Raw genomic sequence first — 16,345 nt, forward strand, 5'->3', positions numbered from 1 at the left:
AACCGCACCTATCCGACGAGCGCCAGCCTCGTCTGCGAGGTCTCGAGCGTCACGCCGCCGACACCGTGCAACGACTCGATATGGCCTGCAAGCTCCTCGTCGAGCCGGACGTCGCGGGCGAGCAACAGCGTGACCGTGCGGCCATCGCCAAGCGGCAGCCTTGCCCGCACCTCGCCCCGCGCCCCACGATGATCGGCGAACAGCGCCGACAGCCTCTCCAGCGCCGCCATGTCGGTCACGGTCACGGTCGCCACGAAGCGGGCGGTGTTGGCCAATCCCTCGAACGGCTGGAGCCGCTTGACCGTCACACGCGGCGTATCCTCGCCCGGCCGCCGGTCCAGCTCGACCGTGGCCAGCCCGCAGCCCCCGGCCCGCGCCGCCTCCTCCAGATCCTTGGCCACCGCATCGTCGAAACAGGTCGCGACGAACTGGCCGCTCGCATCCGACAGCTGCGCCATCATGTAGCGCTTGCCGCGCGCCGAGGTTCGCCAGCGCGCATCCTCGACCAGCACCGCCATCGTCGCGCCCGCCCGGCTGCCGTCGTCGGGGATGGCGAGTTCGGCCAGCGCGCTGAAGGCGCGGGCGCCATGCGCACGGGCGATATGCGCGTGCCGATCGACCGGATGCGCCGAGAAATAAAAGCCGAAGGCTTCCTTTTCCTGCTCCATCCGCTCGCTGAGCGTCCACCGCGCACCCGGCGGCAGCCGGATCGCGTCGCCGGCCGGCTCGCTCTCGCCGAACAACCCGCCCTGGCCGCTGACCTTCTGATCGTGGATGCGCGCCGCGATCGCCAGGATCGTCTCGGCCACGGCGTGGATGCCGGCGCGGTTCGGCTCCAGCGCGTCGAAGGCGCCCGCCGCCGCCAGCGTCTCGAGCTGGCGCTTGTTCAGCAGGCGGGGATCGACGCGCTTGGCCAGATCGTCCAGCCCGGCAAAGGGCCCATTGCTGCGTTCGACAACGAGCTTTTCCATCGCGCCCTCGCCGACCGATTTCAGCGCGCCGAGCGCGAAGCGGACGCCCAGCCCGTCGCTGGTGGGCTGCACGTCGAAATCGGCCGCGCTGGCGTTGATGCACGGTGGCAGCATGGTGACCCCCATGCGCCGCGCGTCGTCGACGAAGATGGCGAGCTTGTCGGTCTGCGCCATATCGTAGCACATCGATGCGGCGTAGAAATCGTGCGGATGGTGCGCCTTCAGCCAGGCCGTCTGATAGGCGAGCAACGCATAGGCAGCGGCGTGGCTCTTGTTGAAGCCATAGCCGGCGAATTTGTCGATCAGGTCGAACAGCGCATTGGCCTCGGCCGCCTTGATCCCGTTCACCTTCAGGCAGCCTTCGACGAAGCCCGCGCGCTGCGCGTCCATCTCCGCCTTGATCTTCTTGCCCATCGCGCGCCGCAGCATGTCCGCGCCGCCGAGGCTGTAACCCGCCAGCACCTGGGCGGCCTGCATTACCTGTTCCTGATAGACGAAGATGCCGTAGGTTTCCGACAGGATCGGCTCCAGCAGTTTGTGCGGGTAGACGATCGGCTCGGTGCCCTGTTTGCGGCGGCCGAAGCTCGGGATGTTGTCCATCGGCCCCGGCCGGTACAGCGACACGAGCGCGATGATGTCGCCGAAATTGGACGGGCGCACCGCCGACAGCGTCCGCCGCATGCCCTCGGATTCGAGCTGGAACACCCCCACGGTGTCGCCCTTCTGCAGCAGCGCGTAGACGACGGCATCGTCCCATTCGAGCGCGTCCAGATCGATCGTCACGCCGCGTTTGGCGAGAAGCTGCACGGCCTTCTGCAGCACCGACAGCGTCTTGAGCCCGAGAAAGTCGAACTTCACCAGCCCGGCACCCTCGACATATTTCATGTCGAACTGGGTGACGGGCATGTCGGAGCGCGGATCGCGATAGAGCGGGACGAGTTGCGCAAGCGGGCGGTCGCCGATCACCACGCCCGCCGCGTGAGTCGAGCTGTGCCGAGGCAGTCCCTCCAGCTTCATCGCCAGATCGATCAGGCGGCGAACCTGATTGTCGTTCGCATATTCCTTCGCGAACTCGCCCACGCCGTTCAGCGTGCGCTCCAGCGTCCAGGGATCGGTCGGATGGTTGGGGATCAGCTTGGCGAGCCGATCGACCTGGCCATAGCTCATCTGGAGCACGCGGCCGGTGTCCTTGAGCACCGCGCGCGCCTTCAGCTTTCCGAAGGTGATGATCTGCGCGACCTGATCGCGGCCGTATTTTTCCTGGACGTAGCGGATGACTTCGCCGCGCCGCGTTTCGCAGAAATCGATGTCGAAGTCGGGCATCGACACGCGTTCCGGATTGAGGAACCGTTCGAACAACAGCCCGAGCTTGATCGGATCGAGATCGGTGATCGTCAGCGCCCAGGCCACCACCGAGCCCGCGCCCGAGCCACGACCCGGACCCACCGGGATATCGTGATCCTTGGCCCATTTGATAAAATCGGCGACGATCAGGAAATAGCCGGGAAACCCCATCTGGACGATGACGTCGACTTCGAATTTCAGCCGTTCGCGATACACGTCGCGCCACCCGGCCTCGCCCTCGCCGTGAAGCGCCGCGATACGATCCAGCCGCGCCTCCAGCCCGGCGGCGGCATCGTCGCGCAGCATCTGCGCCTCGCCCGCGAGATCGCCCGCAAGCGTCGGCAGGATCGGCTTGCGATAGGGCGCCATCACCGCGCAGCGCTGCGCGACGACCAGCGTGTTCGCCACGGCTTCGGGCAGGTCCGAGAAGAGCGCCTTCATCGTGTCGGCCGGCTTCAGCCAGGCCTCGGGGCAGCTCCGCGGACGATCCTCGGTTTCGACATAGCTCGAGCTTGCGATGCACAGCATCACGTCGTGCGCATCGCCGAACGCCGTTTCGGTGAAACAACAGGGATTGGTCGCGACGAGCGGCAGGCCGCGGGCGTAGGCCAGTTCGATCAGCGCCGCCTCGGACGCCTGTTCGGTGGCATCGCCGCGCCGTGCGATCTCGACGAAGAGCCGGTCGCCGAACAGCGCCTGCAACCGATCCGCATAGGCTTCGGCACGCGCCGGCTGGCCATCCGCGAAGAGCCGCGCGAGTCCCCCCTCGCCGCCTGCCGTCAGCGCGATCAACCCGTCGCTACGCCCCTCCAGCGCCGCCAAGGAGACGTGCGCCGCCTGCTCGATCGGCCGGTCGAGATGCGCGGCCGAGACGAGCGCACACAGATTGTCATAGCCGCGCGCGTCCTGTGCGTAGAGCGCGATCCAGTCGATCGGCGCCTCGACGCCGTCGGGCATGTCGGGCCGCGACACCGACAGCATCGTGCCGATGATGGGCTGGACGCCATCCTTCTTGGCGGCGTCGGAAAACGCCATCGCGGCATAGAGCCCGTTGCGATCGGTGAGCGCCGCCGCGGGGAAACCGAGGCTCCGCGCCTGTTTCGCGATCGCCTTGGGTTCGATGGCCCCGTCGAGCATCGTGTAGGACGAAAAAATCCGAAGCGGAACGAAGCCTGCATGCATCGCTCGACCCTAGGCGCTCGCCCGCGATTCGACCAGCGTCGGAACCGGCGACCGGGCGGCCCGTTCGACGATCGACTGGAGGATGAACATGACCGAGCCACGCGACATCGCCGGACATAACGCTACCTATGCCGATGCCACCCACCCGATCGGCGCGGGTTGGGGATGGGTGCTGGCATCGGGTATCGTCTCGGCCATCGTCGGGCTGATGGCGTTCGCATGGCCCTTCTCCGCGACGATCGCGGCCACGCTCATCATCGGAGCGTTCCTGCTCGCCGCCGGGGCGGTCTCGATCGGCGCGGGAATTTTCGGGCGTGGGCATGAGGGACGGGTCTATGCCACGCTGCTCGGGATCGTGGCGCTCGTGATCGGGCTCGTCATGATCTTCGAGCCCGCGACGGGTGCGCTGTCGCTCACGTTGCTGGTGGCGATCTGGCTTGGCGCACGCGGCGCGCTGGAGCTTTATTGGGGCACGAAGTCGCGGCGTCACCGCGGCATGCTGATCGCCCTCGGGCTGGTCAATATCCTGCTTGCGCTGTTCGTGCTCGGCACGATGCCCTGGTCGGCGCTGACGCTGCCGGGATATATCCTGGGGATCAGCTTCCTGTTCGGCGGGATCACGTCGATCATCTCGGCGCTGGCACACCGCAAGGGCGCCGTGGCCTTCGCGGTCTAAAGGCTACAGCAACGCGGCGATGTCCGCTTCGATATCGGCCGGCTTGGTGGTGGGCGCGTAGCGTTTCACCACCCGCCCGTCGCGATCGACCAGGAACTTGGTGAAGTTCCACTTGATCGCTTTCGAACCCAGCAGGCCCGGCGCCGCATCCTTGAGCGCGGCGAACAGCGGGTCGACCGCCGGTCCGTTGACGTCGATCCTGGCGAAGAGCGGGAACGTCACGTCATAGGTGAGCGAGCAGAAGCTGGCGATCTCCGCCGCATCGCCCGGCTCCTGCGCGCCGAACTGGTTGCAGGGAAAACCAAGTACGGTGAAGCCTTGGGGTGCATATCTGCGGTGCAGTTCCTCCAGCCCGGCATATTGCGGCGTGAACCCGCATTTGGACGCGGTGTTGACGATCAGCAGCACCTTGCCCGCGTGGGCCTGAAGGCTCACTGGATCGCCACGCGCGCCTTTCACCGTGAATGCGGTAACTGCCGTCATTCGTGCCTCCGCAGCAACCCCTCCAGATTGCGCCGCACCTGCGGCCATTCGTGGGCGAGGATGGAATAAACCACACTGTCGCGCGAGGCGCCGTCGGGCGTCACCATATGGCCGCGCAGCACGCCGTCCATTCGAGCGCCCAGTCGCTCGATCGCGGCACGGGACGACCGGTTGAGGAAATTGGTTCGCAGCTGCACGCAGCGGCAGCCAAGAGCATCGAAGGCGTGGCCGAGCAGCAACCGCTTGGCGTCGGTGTTGACGCCGGTGCGCTGCACGGCGCGCGCATAGACGGTGCCACCGATCTCGAGCCGGCAATGCGCCTCGGCCATCCGCATGAAGCGGGTGACGCCCACCACGCGACCGTCACGATCCACCACCGTGAACGGCAGCGCCCGTCCAGCCCGCCGTTCGCTTTCCAGCCGATCGTACCAGTCTTCGATCGTCGCCGCGTCGGGAACGATTGTCGCGAACACGTCTTCGAGCCCGACCGCGAAGGCCGACACGATCGCATCCCGGTCCGCTCGCTCAAGAGGCCGCAGCGTGACGTGGCGGCCGATCAGCGTCGGCGTTTCGCGCCAGTCGCTCATGCCAGCACCCCCTCGTGCAGGCGCACCACCCGGTCCATCTTCGCCGCCAGCCGTTCGTTGTGCGTCGCCACCAGCGCGGCGGAGCCTTCCTCGCGGACGAGGCGCAGGAACTCGGCCAGCACGAGATCGGCGGTGTGTTCGTCGAGATTGCCGGTCGGCTCGTCCGCCAGCACCAGCGCGGGGCGGTTGGCGAGCGCGCGGGCCACCGCCACGCGCTGCTGCTCGCCACCCGAGAGCTGGCTCGGCCGATGCGTGAGCCGGTGGCCCAACCCCAATTGCGTCAGCAGGTCGCGGGCGCGCGCATCGGCCTCCCCGCGATCCACGCCCTTGACCATCTGCGGCAGGACCACATTCTCGGTCGCGTTGAAGTCGGGGAGCAGATGGTGGAACTGATAGACGAAGCCGAGCGAGTCCCGGCGCACCACGGTGCGGCCATGCGCATCGAGCTTCGCCGCCTCGGCGCCAGCGATCCGGATCGATCCCTCGAAGCCGCCCTCGAGCAGGCCGACCGCCTGGAGCAGCGTCGATTTGCCCGAGCCCGACGGGCCGAGCAGCGCCACGATCTCGCCCGCGCCGACCGACAGATCGACACCGCGCAGCACGTCGATCCGCTCGCCACCCTGAACGAAATGCCGCGCGAGACCGGCGGTCTGCAGGACGGACGCTCTCGCTTCATTCATAACGCAGCACCTGAACGGGATCGGTGCTCGCCGCCTTCCACGCCGGATAAAGCGTGGCCAGAAAGCTGAACCCCAGCGCCATCAGCGTGATGACCAGCACCTCGACCGGGTCGGTCTTCGACGGCAGCTCGGTAAGATAGCGGATCGAGGGATCCCACAAATTCTGGCCGGTGACGAACTGGACGAAATTCACCACGCCCTGCCGGTAGAAGAGGAACACAAAGCCGAGCCCCAGCCCCGCCACCGTGCCGAGCGCACCGATCGTGGTGCCCACCACCATGAAGATCCGCATCAGTCCGCCGCGCGTCGCGCCCATCGTGCGCAGGATGGCGATGTCGCGCGTCTTGGCGCGCACCAGCATGATGAGCGACGACAGGATGTTGAACACCGCGACCAGAATGATGATCGACAGCACGGTGAACATCGCCACCCGCTCGACCGCCAGCGCCTCGAACAGTTGCGCGTTCATCGCCCGCCAATCCTGGATCACCGCACGACCGCCGAGCTTGGGCGCGAGCGGCGCGAGGATCGCACCCACGCGATCGGGATCGACCGTGTTCACCTCGACCATGCCGGCAGCATCGCCCATCAGGAGCAGCGTCTGCGCATCCTCGATCGGCATCACCACATAGGCTTTGTCGTAATCGTACACGCCGATCTCGAAGATCGCGCCAACGGTATAGGTGATGATCCGCGGCACCGTGCCGAAGGGCGTCGTCTGGCCTTGCGGGCTGATGAGCGAGATTTCGCTGCCGACTTCGGCGCCCAGGGACTCGGCGAGGCGGGATCCGATCGCGATCCGGCCGCTGCCCGGCGTGATGCTGGCGAGGCTGCCCATCACCACCTTGCTCTGAATCGTCGAATTGTGGCGGATGTCGTCGACGCGCATGCCGCGCACCAGCACCGCCTCGACGCGGCCGTTATAGGTCGTCATCAGCGGCTGCTCGATCAGCGGCACCGCCGAGGTGACGCCCGGCGTCGCCTTGGCCTGCGCCATGATCTCGCGCCAGTCGGGCAGACGACCGCCCACACCCTGGATCACCGCATGGCCGTTCAGGCCGACGATCTTGTCGAACAGTTCGGCGCGAAAGCCGTTCATCACGCTCATGACGATGACGAGCGCGGCGACGCCGAGCATCACCGCGACGAGGCTGATCGAGGCGACGAGGAAGATGAACGCCTCGCCCTTGCCCGGCAGCAGATAGCGCCGGGCGATCATCCGTTCGTAGGAGGAGAGGATCATGCGCATGGCCCTAGGGGGTGGCGCCGGTGCTGGCAACCATGGCGCCATGTTGCCGAATCGTCACAGCCTTGTCGCAATCGTTCCCCGGATGTCACAAGGCCGATGACAAGCGGATCGGCCTGACCTAGCACGATGTCACTGACACACAGGCAACGGCCGTGGTTCGGGGAAAGCCTTCAGCGCCGCTCGAAGAAGCGTGCTGCGGAGGTGGAACTAAGGGGGCTGACGAGCGATCGTCACGCAGGCGCCCGGATCGGAAACGGTCCGGGCGTTTGCTTTTGCGTTGCTTGCGCCGCGACCGGCTATGCCTCCCGACATTTGATTGGGACAAGACGCGCGCAGCGTGCCGTTTGCCGGGTTCCGCGCGTGTAGGACAACCTCGTCAGAACGACCGCGAGATCGTCATTCCATAGGTGCGCGGATCGCCGGGCTGGCCGACCACCAGGCCGGTGCTGCCAGATTGGAGCGCGAGCACGTCGTAATAATTCCGGTCGAACGCGTTGCGCACCCAGCCGAAGACGTTCCAACTCTCGCGCGCCTTAAAGCCCAGGCGGAAGTTGCTGAGCGCATAACCGCGAACATCGGTGTAGAGCGACTCGGACGGGTTGGACGAGAAGCCCGACCGGTAATTGCCGTCGTAACCGACATAGAATTGCCCATCGAGCCCCGCGACGCGTGCCGGCAGGTCGTATTCCGCACCATAGGAGAACGCCCATTTGGAGACGCCGGGCAGCCGCTGGCCCGAGATGTCGCAATTCTGCGGGCTGATCCCGCCGGGGGTGCCGGGTGCGCTCGCCGCCTGCCCCGCCGCCGCGATCGTGCCGCCGCTCAGCTCGGGCGGGCAAGGCGCATCGACGAACTTGACGTATTTCGCATCGGTGAAGGCGCCATTGGCATAGATGTTGAGCCGCGAATTGATCCGGAACGCCGAGTCGGCCTCGATCCCCCGCGTGCGCACCTTGCCCGCATTGGCGAGATAGCCGCGCAGCACGCCCAGCTGGCCGTTGGTGACGGTCGCCTGATAATCGGTGATCTCCGTCCAGAAGCCGGCGAGGTTCACGGTCGCGCGGCGATCCAACACCTGGGTCTTCAGCCCCAGCTCGTAATGGTTGACCTTTTCGGGCTTCACCGTCGCCGCCGTCAGGATCGGCGCGTTGTTGGCGTCGAGCGGCAGGCCCGACAGGTTGATCCCGCCCGATTTGTAGCTGCGCGCATAGGTCGCATAGGCATGGATGTCGGGTGTCACCGTATAGGCCGCGGTGATGTCGCCCGAGACGTTCCAGTTATGGAAGCGCGGATCGTAATTCTGCGGGGAGAGCACGCCGCACTGGTCCTTCACCACCGCGCTCGCCGCCTGCGCGGCGGCGGAGCAACTGAGCGTCGCCCCCGTCCCCGTCGTCACGACGGAGAGATACTGGCCGGTCTTCTCGTCGTAATTGAACCGCAGGCCGGGCGCGATCTGGAACCGGTCGGTAACGTGCCAGGTGAGCTTGCCGAACAAGGCCGCGCTGGTGTTCCGGAAACCGATCGCGTTGCGAGCGGTCAACCCGTTCAGTACCGCCGGGTTGCGTCCGTCCGCGCTCGTCGGGTTGAGCAGGAAGGCGCTGGCCGCGGGGCCCTGAACCTGAAGCCCCTGCGTGTCGATCGTCTGATAGAAATAGAAGGCGCCGAGCGTGTAATCGAGCCGGTGCTTGCCGTTTGACCCGATGCGCAACTCCTGGCTGAACTGTTCCTGCTGCGACGGATTGGCGGATACGGTGGTGATCGGCAGGCCGATGAAGTCGCGGTCGTTGGAAGGATCCCAGTTCCAGAACCGCCATGCGCTCACCGAGGTGATCGTCGCCCCGCCCAGATCCCAATTGGCCACCAGCGACGTGCCGCCGAGCGACTGTTTCGCGCGCAGCGGCGTGTCGACGTCGGTCAGCCGATCGAACGCGTCGGTGGAGGGGACGGCATAGCCCTGCGCCGCCGCCAGCGCGGCATATTGCCGGTTGAGCGGGCGCTGCGTGGCCCCCGTGCGGACATAATATTGGACGCAGCAATTGGGGTTTTGCCGGTTGTAATCGCCATAGAGCGTCAGATCGAGATTGGGCGCGGCCTGCCACAGCAATTGGCCGCGAAAGCCCAGATTGTCCTGGCTGTTCAGATGCTGATCGGTGCGGACATTGTCGATGGTCCCCTCGCGCGTGGTGACCGAGGTGGACAGGCGGATGGCCAGCTTGTCGTCGATCAGCGGCCCCGAGACCGAGGCCTTGCCCTGGAAGAAAATATAATTGCCGCCGCTCAGCTCGATCCGCGCCTCAGGCTCGAAACTGGGCTTGCGCGTCGTGATGTTGATCGCGCCCGCCGTCGTGTTCTTGCCGTACAGCGTGCCCTGCGGCCCGCGCAGGATCTCGATCCGCTCGGTATCGGTGAAGTCGAACGTCGCCGAGGCGATCCGGCTGTAATAGACCTGATCGACATAGATGCCGACGCCCTGTTCGATCCCGTCATTGGTGAGGCCGAAGGGCGATCCGAGGCCACGGATGTTGGCGGAGGAGTTGCGCGGGTTGGTCGAATAGAATTGCAGCGTGGGCTGTAGCTGCGTGATGCGCGCGACATTGTACGCGCCGGTCTCGGCCAGCGCCTGGCCGCCGATCACCGAGATCGCGATCGGCACGCTCTGCACCGTTTCCGCGCGGCGCCGCGCGGTGACCACGACGTCCCCGCCTCCGCCCTGCTGCGCGGTGCCGAGCCGGCCGGCCTCGTCGGGGGTGGTCTGCCCGGCGGGCGGAACGGGCGCATCTATAGCGGCGGGCGCGACCGCCTGTCCGGCGAGCAACAGGGCGAGCGTAAGCGACATCGACTTCTCCGGGAATCTCGCCCGAAACTCCATCAAATCGCTAGGCGATCAACCTGCGTGAATCTTGTTGCCGGTCAAGGCCAGCTTCATCGCCTTGAAAGCGCGTGCTTAACCGCCGCGCCGGCAGCGTCAGACCAGCCGGCTCTGCTTCACCGCCGCGGCGACGAAGCTGGCGAACAGCGGATGCGGATCGAACGGCTTCGACTTCAGCTCGGGGTGGAACTGCACGCCGACGAACCAGGGATGGTCGGGCCGCTCGACGATTTCAGGCAGCGTGCCGTCGGGCGACATGCCGGAAAAGACGAGCCCGCCCTGCTCCAGCGCCTCGCGATAATGGGTGTTCACCTCGTAACGGTGACGGTGGCGTTCGGAGATGGCGGTGTCGCCATAGATCGACGCCACGACGCTGTTGCCCGCCAGCCGCGCGTCATAGGCGCCGAGCCGCATGGTGCCGCCCAAATCGCCTTCCTCGGCGCGCTTCTCGAGGCCGGTGCGGCCCATCCATTCGGTGATGAGGCCGATCACCGGCTCGCTCGTCGGGCCGAATTCCGTGGACGAGGCGTCCGCGATGCCGGCCAGATCGCGCGCGCCCTCCACGCATGCCATCTGCATGCCGAAGCAGATGCCGAAATACGGGATCTCGCGTTCGCGCGCGAAACGGACGCTGGCGATCTTGCCCTCCGCGCCGCGCTCGCCAAAGGCGCCGGGCACCAGAATCGCGTCGCACGGCTCCAACTGGGCGGCGATGTCGTTGCCCGCCGCCTCGAACAGCTCGGCGTCGATCCAGCGGATATTGACCTTCACCTTGTTGGCGATGCCGCCATGCACGAGCGCTTCGTTGAGCGACTTATAGGCGTCCTGCAATCCGACATATTTGCCGACGACGCCGATCGTCACCTCGCCCTCGGGGTTGGTCAGCCGATCGACGATGTCGGACCAGCGCGACAGATCAGGGGCACCCTGCGGCTCGATCCCGAAGGCGCGCAGCACCTCCGAATCGAGGCCCTCGGCGTGATATTGCAGCGGCACCGCATAGATGCTCTTCGCATCGAGCGCGGGGATGACCGCGCTTTCGCGCACGTTGCAGAACAGCGCGATCTTGGCGCGTTCGGAGGCCGGCAGCGGATGTTCGCAGCGGCACACCAGCACGTCGGGCTGAACGCCCAATGCGGCGAGCTCACGCACCGAATGCTGTGTCGGCTTGGTCTTCAGCTCGCCCGCCGCGGCGATATAGGGAACGAGCGTGACGTGGATGCTGATGGCGTTGCCGCGCCCCTCCTCGTTCTTCAACTGGCGGATCGCCTCGATGAAGGGGAGCGATTCGATGTCGCCGACGGTGCCGCCGATCTCGCACAGCACGAAATCCAGATCGTCCGTCTCAGCGCGGGCAAAGGCCTTGATCGCATCGGTGACGTGCGGGATCACCTGGACGGTCGCGCCCAGATAGTCGCCGCGCCGCTCGCGTTGGATGATCTGCTGGTAGATGCGGCCCGAGGTCACGTTGTCGCTCTGGCGCGAGGGCACGCCGGTGAAGCGCTCGTAATGGCCGAGATCGAGATCGGTCTCCGCGCCGTCGTCGGTGACGTACACCTCGCCATGCTGATACGGACTCATCGTGCCCGGATCGACGTTCAGATAGGGATCGAACTTGCGGATCCGGACGCGGTAGCCGCGTGCCTGGAGAAGCGCGGCGAGCGATGCCGCCATGAGTCCTTTGCCGAGCGACGAAACCACGCCGCCGGTGATGAAGATGTACCGGGCCATGGGAGGAGTCTCGTAGCGTGTGTTGGGGACGAACGACAAGCGCCCGCGGATCGCACGGGCGGCTTTATCGGCGAATGGGTGGGTTTAACGGGCGAGCGGGACCGCGGAATTGTCGGCGGGCGCCGTCGTCGGAGCCGCGCCGGGCGCCGTCTGCTGCACCGCCGGACGGGTGCGGGCAAGCGACGTGTCGATCGTGTTGATGCTGCCGCGGTGAGTCGCCGCTAGCATGGCGAGCAGGATGGAGAGGCCGATGAACAAGGCCGCCAGCACCGTCGTCGCGCGCGTCAGGAAATCCGCCGCACCGCGTGCCGACATCAGCCCCGACGGGCTGCCGCCCATGCCAAGTCCACCACCCTCCGAACGCTGCATGAGGATCACCGTGACGAGGCCTGCGGCGATCAGGGCATGGACGACGAGAAGGAAGGGGAACAAGCGGCACATCCCAATTGGCGCGGGGGTCTCCCGCGGCGACGAAGGCCGGCACATAGGCCAGCGCGCCGCGACGATCAACCGCGCTCGCCCGCACACGCCGATCGCAATTGACCGGCGGCGCCACGAAACTCGCGGGACGGGCGGGCGTTATGACCGCGTAATGACGCCCATATCTCTCACAGCCAACGGCGGATCGAATTAGTGGCATCCACCATCGCCTCCACCGCTGCCGGTGCGCTATCGACCTGGATGACGGCGCTGGTCGACTATGTCCGGTCGGGCGAGCCCGATCTCACCAATCGCCAGATGGCGCTGTTGATGGTCGTGTATCTCGATCCCGGCCCGCATACGGTGCGCGGCCTCGCCCGCGCGCTGAACGTCTCGAAACCCGTGGTGACGCGTGCCTTGAACAGACTGGGTGCGCTCGGCTATCTGCGCCGCCAGCGCGACGACCGCGACAAGCGCAACATCTTCGTCGCGCGCACCGAAGAAGGGGCAGATTTTCTTGAAGAGTTCGGGCATTTCATCGGCGAAGGCGATGCCCCCGTCGCCCGAACCGCCCGCGCGTAGGCGGTTCGCGCTGACGGGGCGTTCGGCCGTGCTCGATCCCCTCACCCATGCGGTGCGCCCCGATATCGCCGACGTGCGGCTGGCGGAACGCGTGTTCGCGCCGCATTATGCTGAGGCGATGGCGCGGCCCGTCGTCTGCGATTGCCCGTTGCGTGCCACGCCTGAGACTGATTCGGCGACGCTGGCGGTGCTGGCCAAGGGAGACATGATCGACGTGCTCGACATTTCGGGATCGCACGCCTGGGGCATAGCCACCGCATCGGGGCTGGTCGGCTATGTCGACCTGACCGCGCTCGATCGGATCGCATCATGAGTGCCAGCGTGTTCATCGACGGCGCCGCGGGCACCACGGGCCTGGAGATCCGCGAGCGGCTTGCTGGGCGCGCGGGCGTCGCGCTCATCACCATCCCCGACGATCGCCGCAAGGATGCCGCGGCGCGGCGCGAGGCGCTGAACGACGCCGATTTCGTGATCCTCTGCCTGCCCGACGACGCCGCGCGTGAGGCGGTGGCGCTGATCGACAATGGCCGCACCCGCGTGATCGACGCATCGAGCGCGCACCGCGTTGCGCCAGGCTGGACCTATGGCTTTCCCGAACTCGAGGCCGATCAGGCCGAGCGCATCGCTGGATCGGCGCGGGTCACCAATCCGGGCTGCTGGCCCAGCGGCTTCCTCGCACTCGTCCGCCCGCTGGTGCGTGCGGGGCTGGTGCCCGCGGACTGGCCGCTCGTCTATTCGGGCGCGTCGGGCTATTCGGGCGGCGGCAAGGCGATGATCGCCGAATTCGAGGGCGGCGAGGCGGCCACCGGCTTTCGCGCCTATGGCCTTGGCCTAACGCACAAGCATCTGCCCGAGATGCGCGACCATGCCGGCCTCGCGCACCCGCCTATCTTCCTCCCCGCCGTCGCCGCCGCCTATCGCGGCATGCTGGGCGAGGTGGGGCTCGCGCTCCACGGCCTGCCCGGCGCGCCGACGATCGGGGCGATCGACGCAGCGCTGCGCACGGCCTATGCCGATGGGGGCGTCGTCCGAGTGGCGGAGGCGGGTGACACGGCTGCGGTGCGGCTGGAAGAGGATGCGGGCACCGATCGGATGACGTTGCGCGTGTTCGGCAATCCGGGCAGCGGCCAGGCGCGGCTGATCGCCACCTACGACAATCTCGGCAAGGGCGCCGGTGGCGCCGCGGTGCAGAATCTCAACATCATGGCCGGGCTCGATCCACTGGCCGGCCTCGTCCTCTGATTCCCCGTCCACCGATTCCGGTCCAGACCCAAGGAAGCCTTATGCCACGCAATACCGTAGCCAAGCTGCTCCTGTTCGGCGCGACCGGCGATCTCGCGCAGCGCATGCTGCTGCCGTCGCTCTATGGCCTCCATGCCGACGGCCTGCTGCCCGACGCGCTGACGATCACCGGATCGGCGCGCTCGGATTATGACGACGCCAGCTACAAGGAGTTCGCCAAGAAGGCGCTCGACCAGTTCCTGCCCGACGATCGCAAGGACGAGAGCGCGCTCGGCACCTTTCTCGACCGGCTGCAGTTCCAGCCGATCGACCTGTCCGACCCGAACGGCTTCCAGCCGCTCGCCGACAAGCTGGGCGACATCTCCGGCGGGCTCGCCATCTATCTCTCCACCGCGCCGTCTCTGTTCGAATCGGCCGTCGAGGGGCTGGAAAAGGTCGGCCTTGCCGGCGACACGGTGCGGATCGCGCTTGAAAAGCCCTTGGGCTACGATCTGCCGTCGAGCCAGGAGATCAACGACACCGTCGCCACCGCCTTCACCGAAGACCGGATCTTCCGCCTGGACCATTATCTCGGCAAAGAGACGGTGCAGAACATCCTCGCGATCCGTTTCGGCAACAGCTTCTTCGAGCCGGTGTGGAACGCGCGCGGGATCGACAACGTCCAGATCACGATTGCCGAGACCGTCGGCCTGGAAGAGCGCGCCGGTTATTACGACACGGCGGGCGCGCTGCGCGACATGGTGGCGAACCACATGCTCCAGTTGCTGGCGCTGGTGGCGATGGAGCCGCCCGCGAGCTTCGACGGCACCGCCATCCGTGACGAGAAGGCCAAGGTGTTCCGCTCGCTCCGGCAGATGACGTCCGAAGAGGTGCCGCACTGCACGGTGACGGGCCAATATGCCGAGGGCGCGTCCGGCGGGAAGATCGTCAAGGGCTATGTCGCCGAACTCGGCAAGCCGTCCTCCACAGAGACGTTCGTCGCCATCAAGGCGCATGTCGACAATTGGCGCTGGCAGGGCGTTCCCTTCTATCTGCGCACCGGCAAGCGCATGCCCGCGCGCCGCAGCGAGATCGCGATCCAGTTCAAGCCGGTGCCGCATTCGATGTTCTCGAACCGCGGCGGCATGCTTCAGCCCAACGTGCTCGTCATCCGCCTCCAGCCCGAGGAATATATCCAGATGCTGGTGATGGCCAAGGAGCCGGGGCTCGACCGCGACGGTATCCGCCTGAAGGAGGTGCCGCTCAACCTCAGCCTCGACAGCGAGTTCAAGGGCACGCGCCGCCGCATCGCGTACGAGCGGCTGCTGCTCGATCTGATCGAGGGCGACCAGACGCTGTTCGTCCGCCGCGACGAGGTGGAGGCGCAGTGGACGTGGATCGATTCGATTCGCGCCGGCTGGGACGCGAACGGCACCAAGCCCAAAAGCTATGCCTCGGGAAGCTGGGGCCCATCCGCCGCGATCGCGCTGACCGAGCGCGACGGGGTGACGTGGCAGGACGACTGATCCCGTTTTCGGGAACGACGAGATTGAAGGAACGCACATGACCGAGATCGAATGGTGGGATTATGACGACGCCGCCGAAATGGCCGCGGCGGTGGCGGGCGACATCCAGTTCATCATCGAGAGCGCGATCGACGCGCGCGGCTCGGCGGTGATCGCGCTGGCGGGCGGCAAGACCCCCTTCCCCGCCTATGAAAAGCTGAGCGCGGCGAAGCTCGACTGGAAGAAGGTGACGATCATCCCCGGCGACGAGCGGATCGTGCCGCTGGGCGACGCGCTGTCGAACGTCACGCAGCTCGCCAAGATCTTCCTGCCCAAGGGGGCGCGGGTGATGCCGATCGTCCCCAAGGCCGTGCCCGACTACAAGGCGGCGGGGCGTTCGGCGGACGCGCTGATGCAGGATCTCCACTGGCCGCTCGATTTTTGCCTGCTCGGCATGGGCGGCGACGGGCATACCGCGTCGATCTTCCCCGGCCCCGATTACGACGAGGCGCTGAACGGCCCCAAGGAGCGCCGTGCCTTGGGCGTGATGCCCGAGCCGCTGCCGCCCGAGGCCCCCGTCCCGCGCGTCACGCTGTCGCGCGCGGCGATCGCCTCGTCGCGGGCGCTGATGATCGCGCTGACCGGACAGGACAAACGCACCTTGCTCGAACAGGCGATCGAACAGGGCCCGTCGTCGCCCTATCCGATCGGCCGCGTTCTTTCCGAGGTGGAACTGCCGGTCGACATCCACTGGGCGGCGTGATCCACTTTCCCGTTCGCCCCGAGCTTGTCGAAGGGCTGTCCCGCCCGTAGCCAAGAAGAACGGTGCTTCGACAAGCTCAGCA

Annotated in this window: 14 protein-coding genes; 6 read left to right on the forward strand and 8 right to left on the reverse strand. The window is 66.7% G+C overall.

The genetic code is table 11. The features are described 5' to 3' along the window. Nucleotides 1-8: 8 nt before the first annotated feature. Nucleotides 9-3,497 carry a DNA polymerase III subunit alpha gene (gene dnaE, locus L8H00_RS03485; RefSeq protein WP_242095816.1) on the reverse strand — a complete coding sequence of 1,163 codons (3,489 nt, stop codon included), beginning with the start codon at nucleotides 3,495-3,497 and terminating at the stop codon, nucleotides 9-11. Nucleotides 3,498-3,585: 88 nt separating this feature from the next. Between dnaE and L8H00_RS03490 the strand changes: the two genes are divergently transcribed. After that, nucleotides 3,586-4,173: an HdeD family acid-resistance protein gene (locus tag L8H00_RS03490; protein ID WP_242095817.1), complete on the forward strand. Its 588-nt coding sequence runs from the start codon at nucleotides 3,586-3,588 to the stop codon at nucleotides 4,171-4,173. Between the two features lie 3 nt (nucleotides 4,174-4,176). Here the strand turns inward: L8H00_RS03490 and L8H00_RS03495 are convergent, their stop codons facing one another. The 7 genes from L8H00_RS03495 to secG form a co-directional block, all read right to left on the reverse strand. After that, the gene (locus tag L8H00_RS03495) at nucleotides 4,177-4,656 is read right to left on the reverse strand and encodes a glutathione peroxidase (RefSeq protein ID WP_242095818.1); all 480 of its coding nucleotides are present in this window, start codon (nucleotides 4,654-4,656) and stop codon (nucleotides 4,177-4,179) included. Further along, nucleotides 4,653-5,243, reverse strand: coding sequence for a GNAT family protein (locus L8H00_RS03500; protein WP_242095819.1), 591 nt, complete (start codon nucleotides 5,241-5,243; stop codon nucleotides 4,653-4,655). Before L8H00_RS03500 ends, L8H00_RS03495 begins: the two co-directional genes overlap by 4 nt. Continuing rightward, nucleotides 5,240-5,923 carry an ABC transporter ATP-binding protein gene (locus L8H00_RS03505; RefSeq protein ID WP_242095820.1) on the reverse strand — a complete coding sequence of 228 codons (684 nt, stop codon included), beginning with the start codon at nucleotides 5,921-5,923 and terminating at the stop codon, nucleotides 5,240-5,242. The genes L8H00_RS03500 and L8H00_RS03505 overlap by 4 nt, the downstream gene beginning before the upstream one ends. Beyond that, nucleotides 5,916-7,166, reverse strand: a complete 1,251-nt coding sequence (locus L8H00_RS03510) for a lipoprotein-releasing ABC transporter permease subunit (RefSeq protein ID WP_242095821.1) — start codon at nucleotides 7,164-7,166, stop codon at nucleotides 5,916-5,918. The genes L8H00_RS03505 and L8H00_RS03510 overlap by 8 nt, the downstream gene beginning before the upstream one ends. Before the next feature lie 382 nt (nucleotides 7,167-7,548). After that, nucleotides 7,549-10,008, reverse strand: a complete 2,460-nt coding sequence (locus L8H00_RS03515; protein ID WP_242095822.1) for a TonB-dependent receptor — start codon at nucleotides 10,006-10,008, stop codon at nucleotides 7,549-7,551. Nucleotides 10,009-10,137: 129 nt separating this feature from the next. Continuing rightward, nucleotides 10,138-11,772, reverse strand: a complete 1,635-nt coding sequence (locus tag L8H00_RS03520; protein WP_242095823.1) for a CTP synthase — start codon at nucleotides 11,770-11,772, stop codon at nucleotides 10,138-10,140. Nucleotides 11,773-11,856: 84 nt separating this feature from the next. Then, nucleotides 11,857-12,204, reverse strand: a complete 348-nt coding sequence (secG, locus tag L8H00_RS03525) for a preprotein translocase subunit SecG (protein WP_242095824.1) — start codon at nucleotides 12,202-12,204, stop codon at nucleotides 11,857-11,859. 249 nt (nucleotides 12,205-12,453) lie between these two features. Between secG and L8H00_RS03530 the strand changes: the two genes are divergently transcribed. The 5 genes from L8H00_RS03530 to pgl are packed head-to-tail and all read left to right on the forward strand — an operon-like array spanning nucleotide 12,454 to nucleotide 16,263. Next, entirely contained in the window at nucleotides 12,454-12,774 is a 321-nt protein-coding gene (locus L8H00_RS03530; RefSeq protein WP_242095935.1) for a MarR family winged helix-turn-helix transcriptional regulator, read from the forward strand. Between the two features lie 28 nt (nucleotides 12,775-12,802). Next, nucleotides 12,803-13,087, forward strand: coding sequence for an SH3 domain-containing protein (locus tag L8H00_RS03535; RefSeq protein WP_242095825.1), 285 nt, complete (start codon nucleotides 12,803-12,805; stop codon nucleotides 13,085-13,087). Next, the gene (argC, locus tag L8H00_RS03540) at nucleotides 13,084-14,016 is read left to right on the forward strand and encodes an N-acetyl-gamma-glutamyl-phosphate reductase (protein ID WP_242095826.1); all 933 of its coding nucleotides are present in this window, start codon (nucleotides 13,084-13,086) and stop codon (nucleotides 14,014-14,016) included. Before L8H00_RS03535 ends, argC begins: the two co-directional genes overlap by 4 nt. A gap of 41 nt (nucleotides 14,017-14,057) precedes the next feature. Beyond that, nucleotides 14,058-15,521, forward strand: a complete 1,464-nt coding sequence (zwf, locus tag L8H00_RS03545) for a glucose-6-phosphate dehydrogenase (protein WP_242095827.1) — start codon at nucleotides 14,058-14,060, stop codon at nucleotides 15,519-15,521. A 37-nt stretch (nucleotides 15,522-15,558) separates the two neighbouring features. Further along, the gene (gene pgl / locus L8H00_RS03550; protein ID WP_242095828.1) at nucleotides 15,559-16,263 is read left to right on the forward strand and encodes a 6-phosphogluconolactonase; all 705 of its coding nucleotides are present in this window, start codon (nucleotides 15,559-15,561) and stop codon (nucleotides 16,261-16,263) included. Nucleotides 16,264-16,345 lie beyond the last annotated feature (82 nt).

This window comes from Sphingomonas sp. CROZ-RG-20F-R02-07 (assembly GCF_022662335.1).
Lineage (GTDB): Bacteria > Pseudomonadota > Alphaproteobacteria > Sphingomonadales > Sphingomonadaceae > Sphingomonas.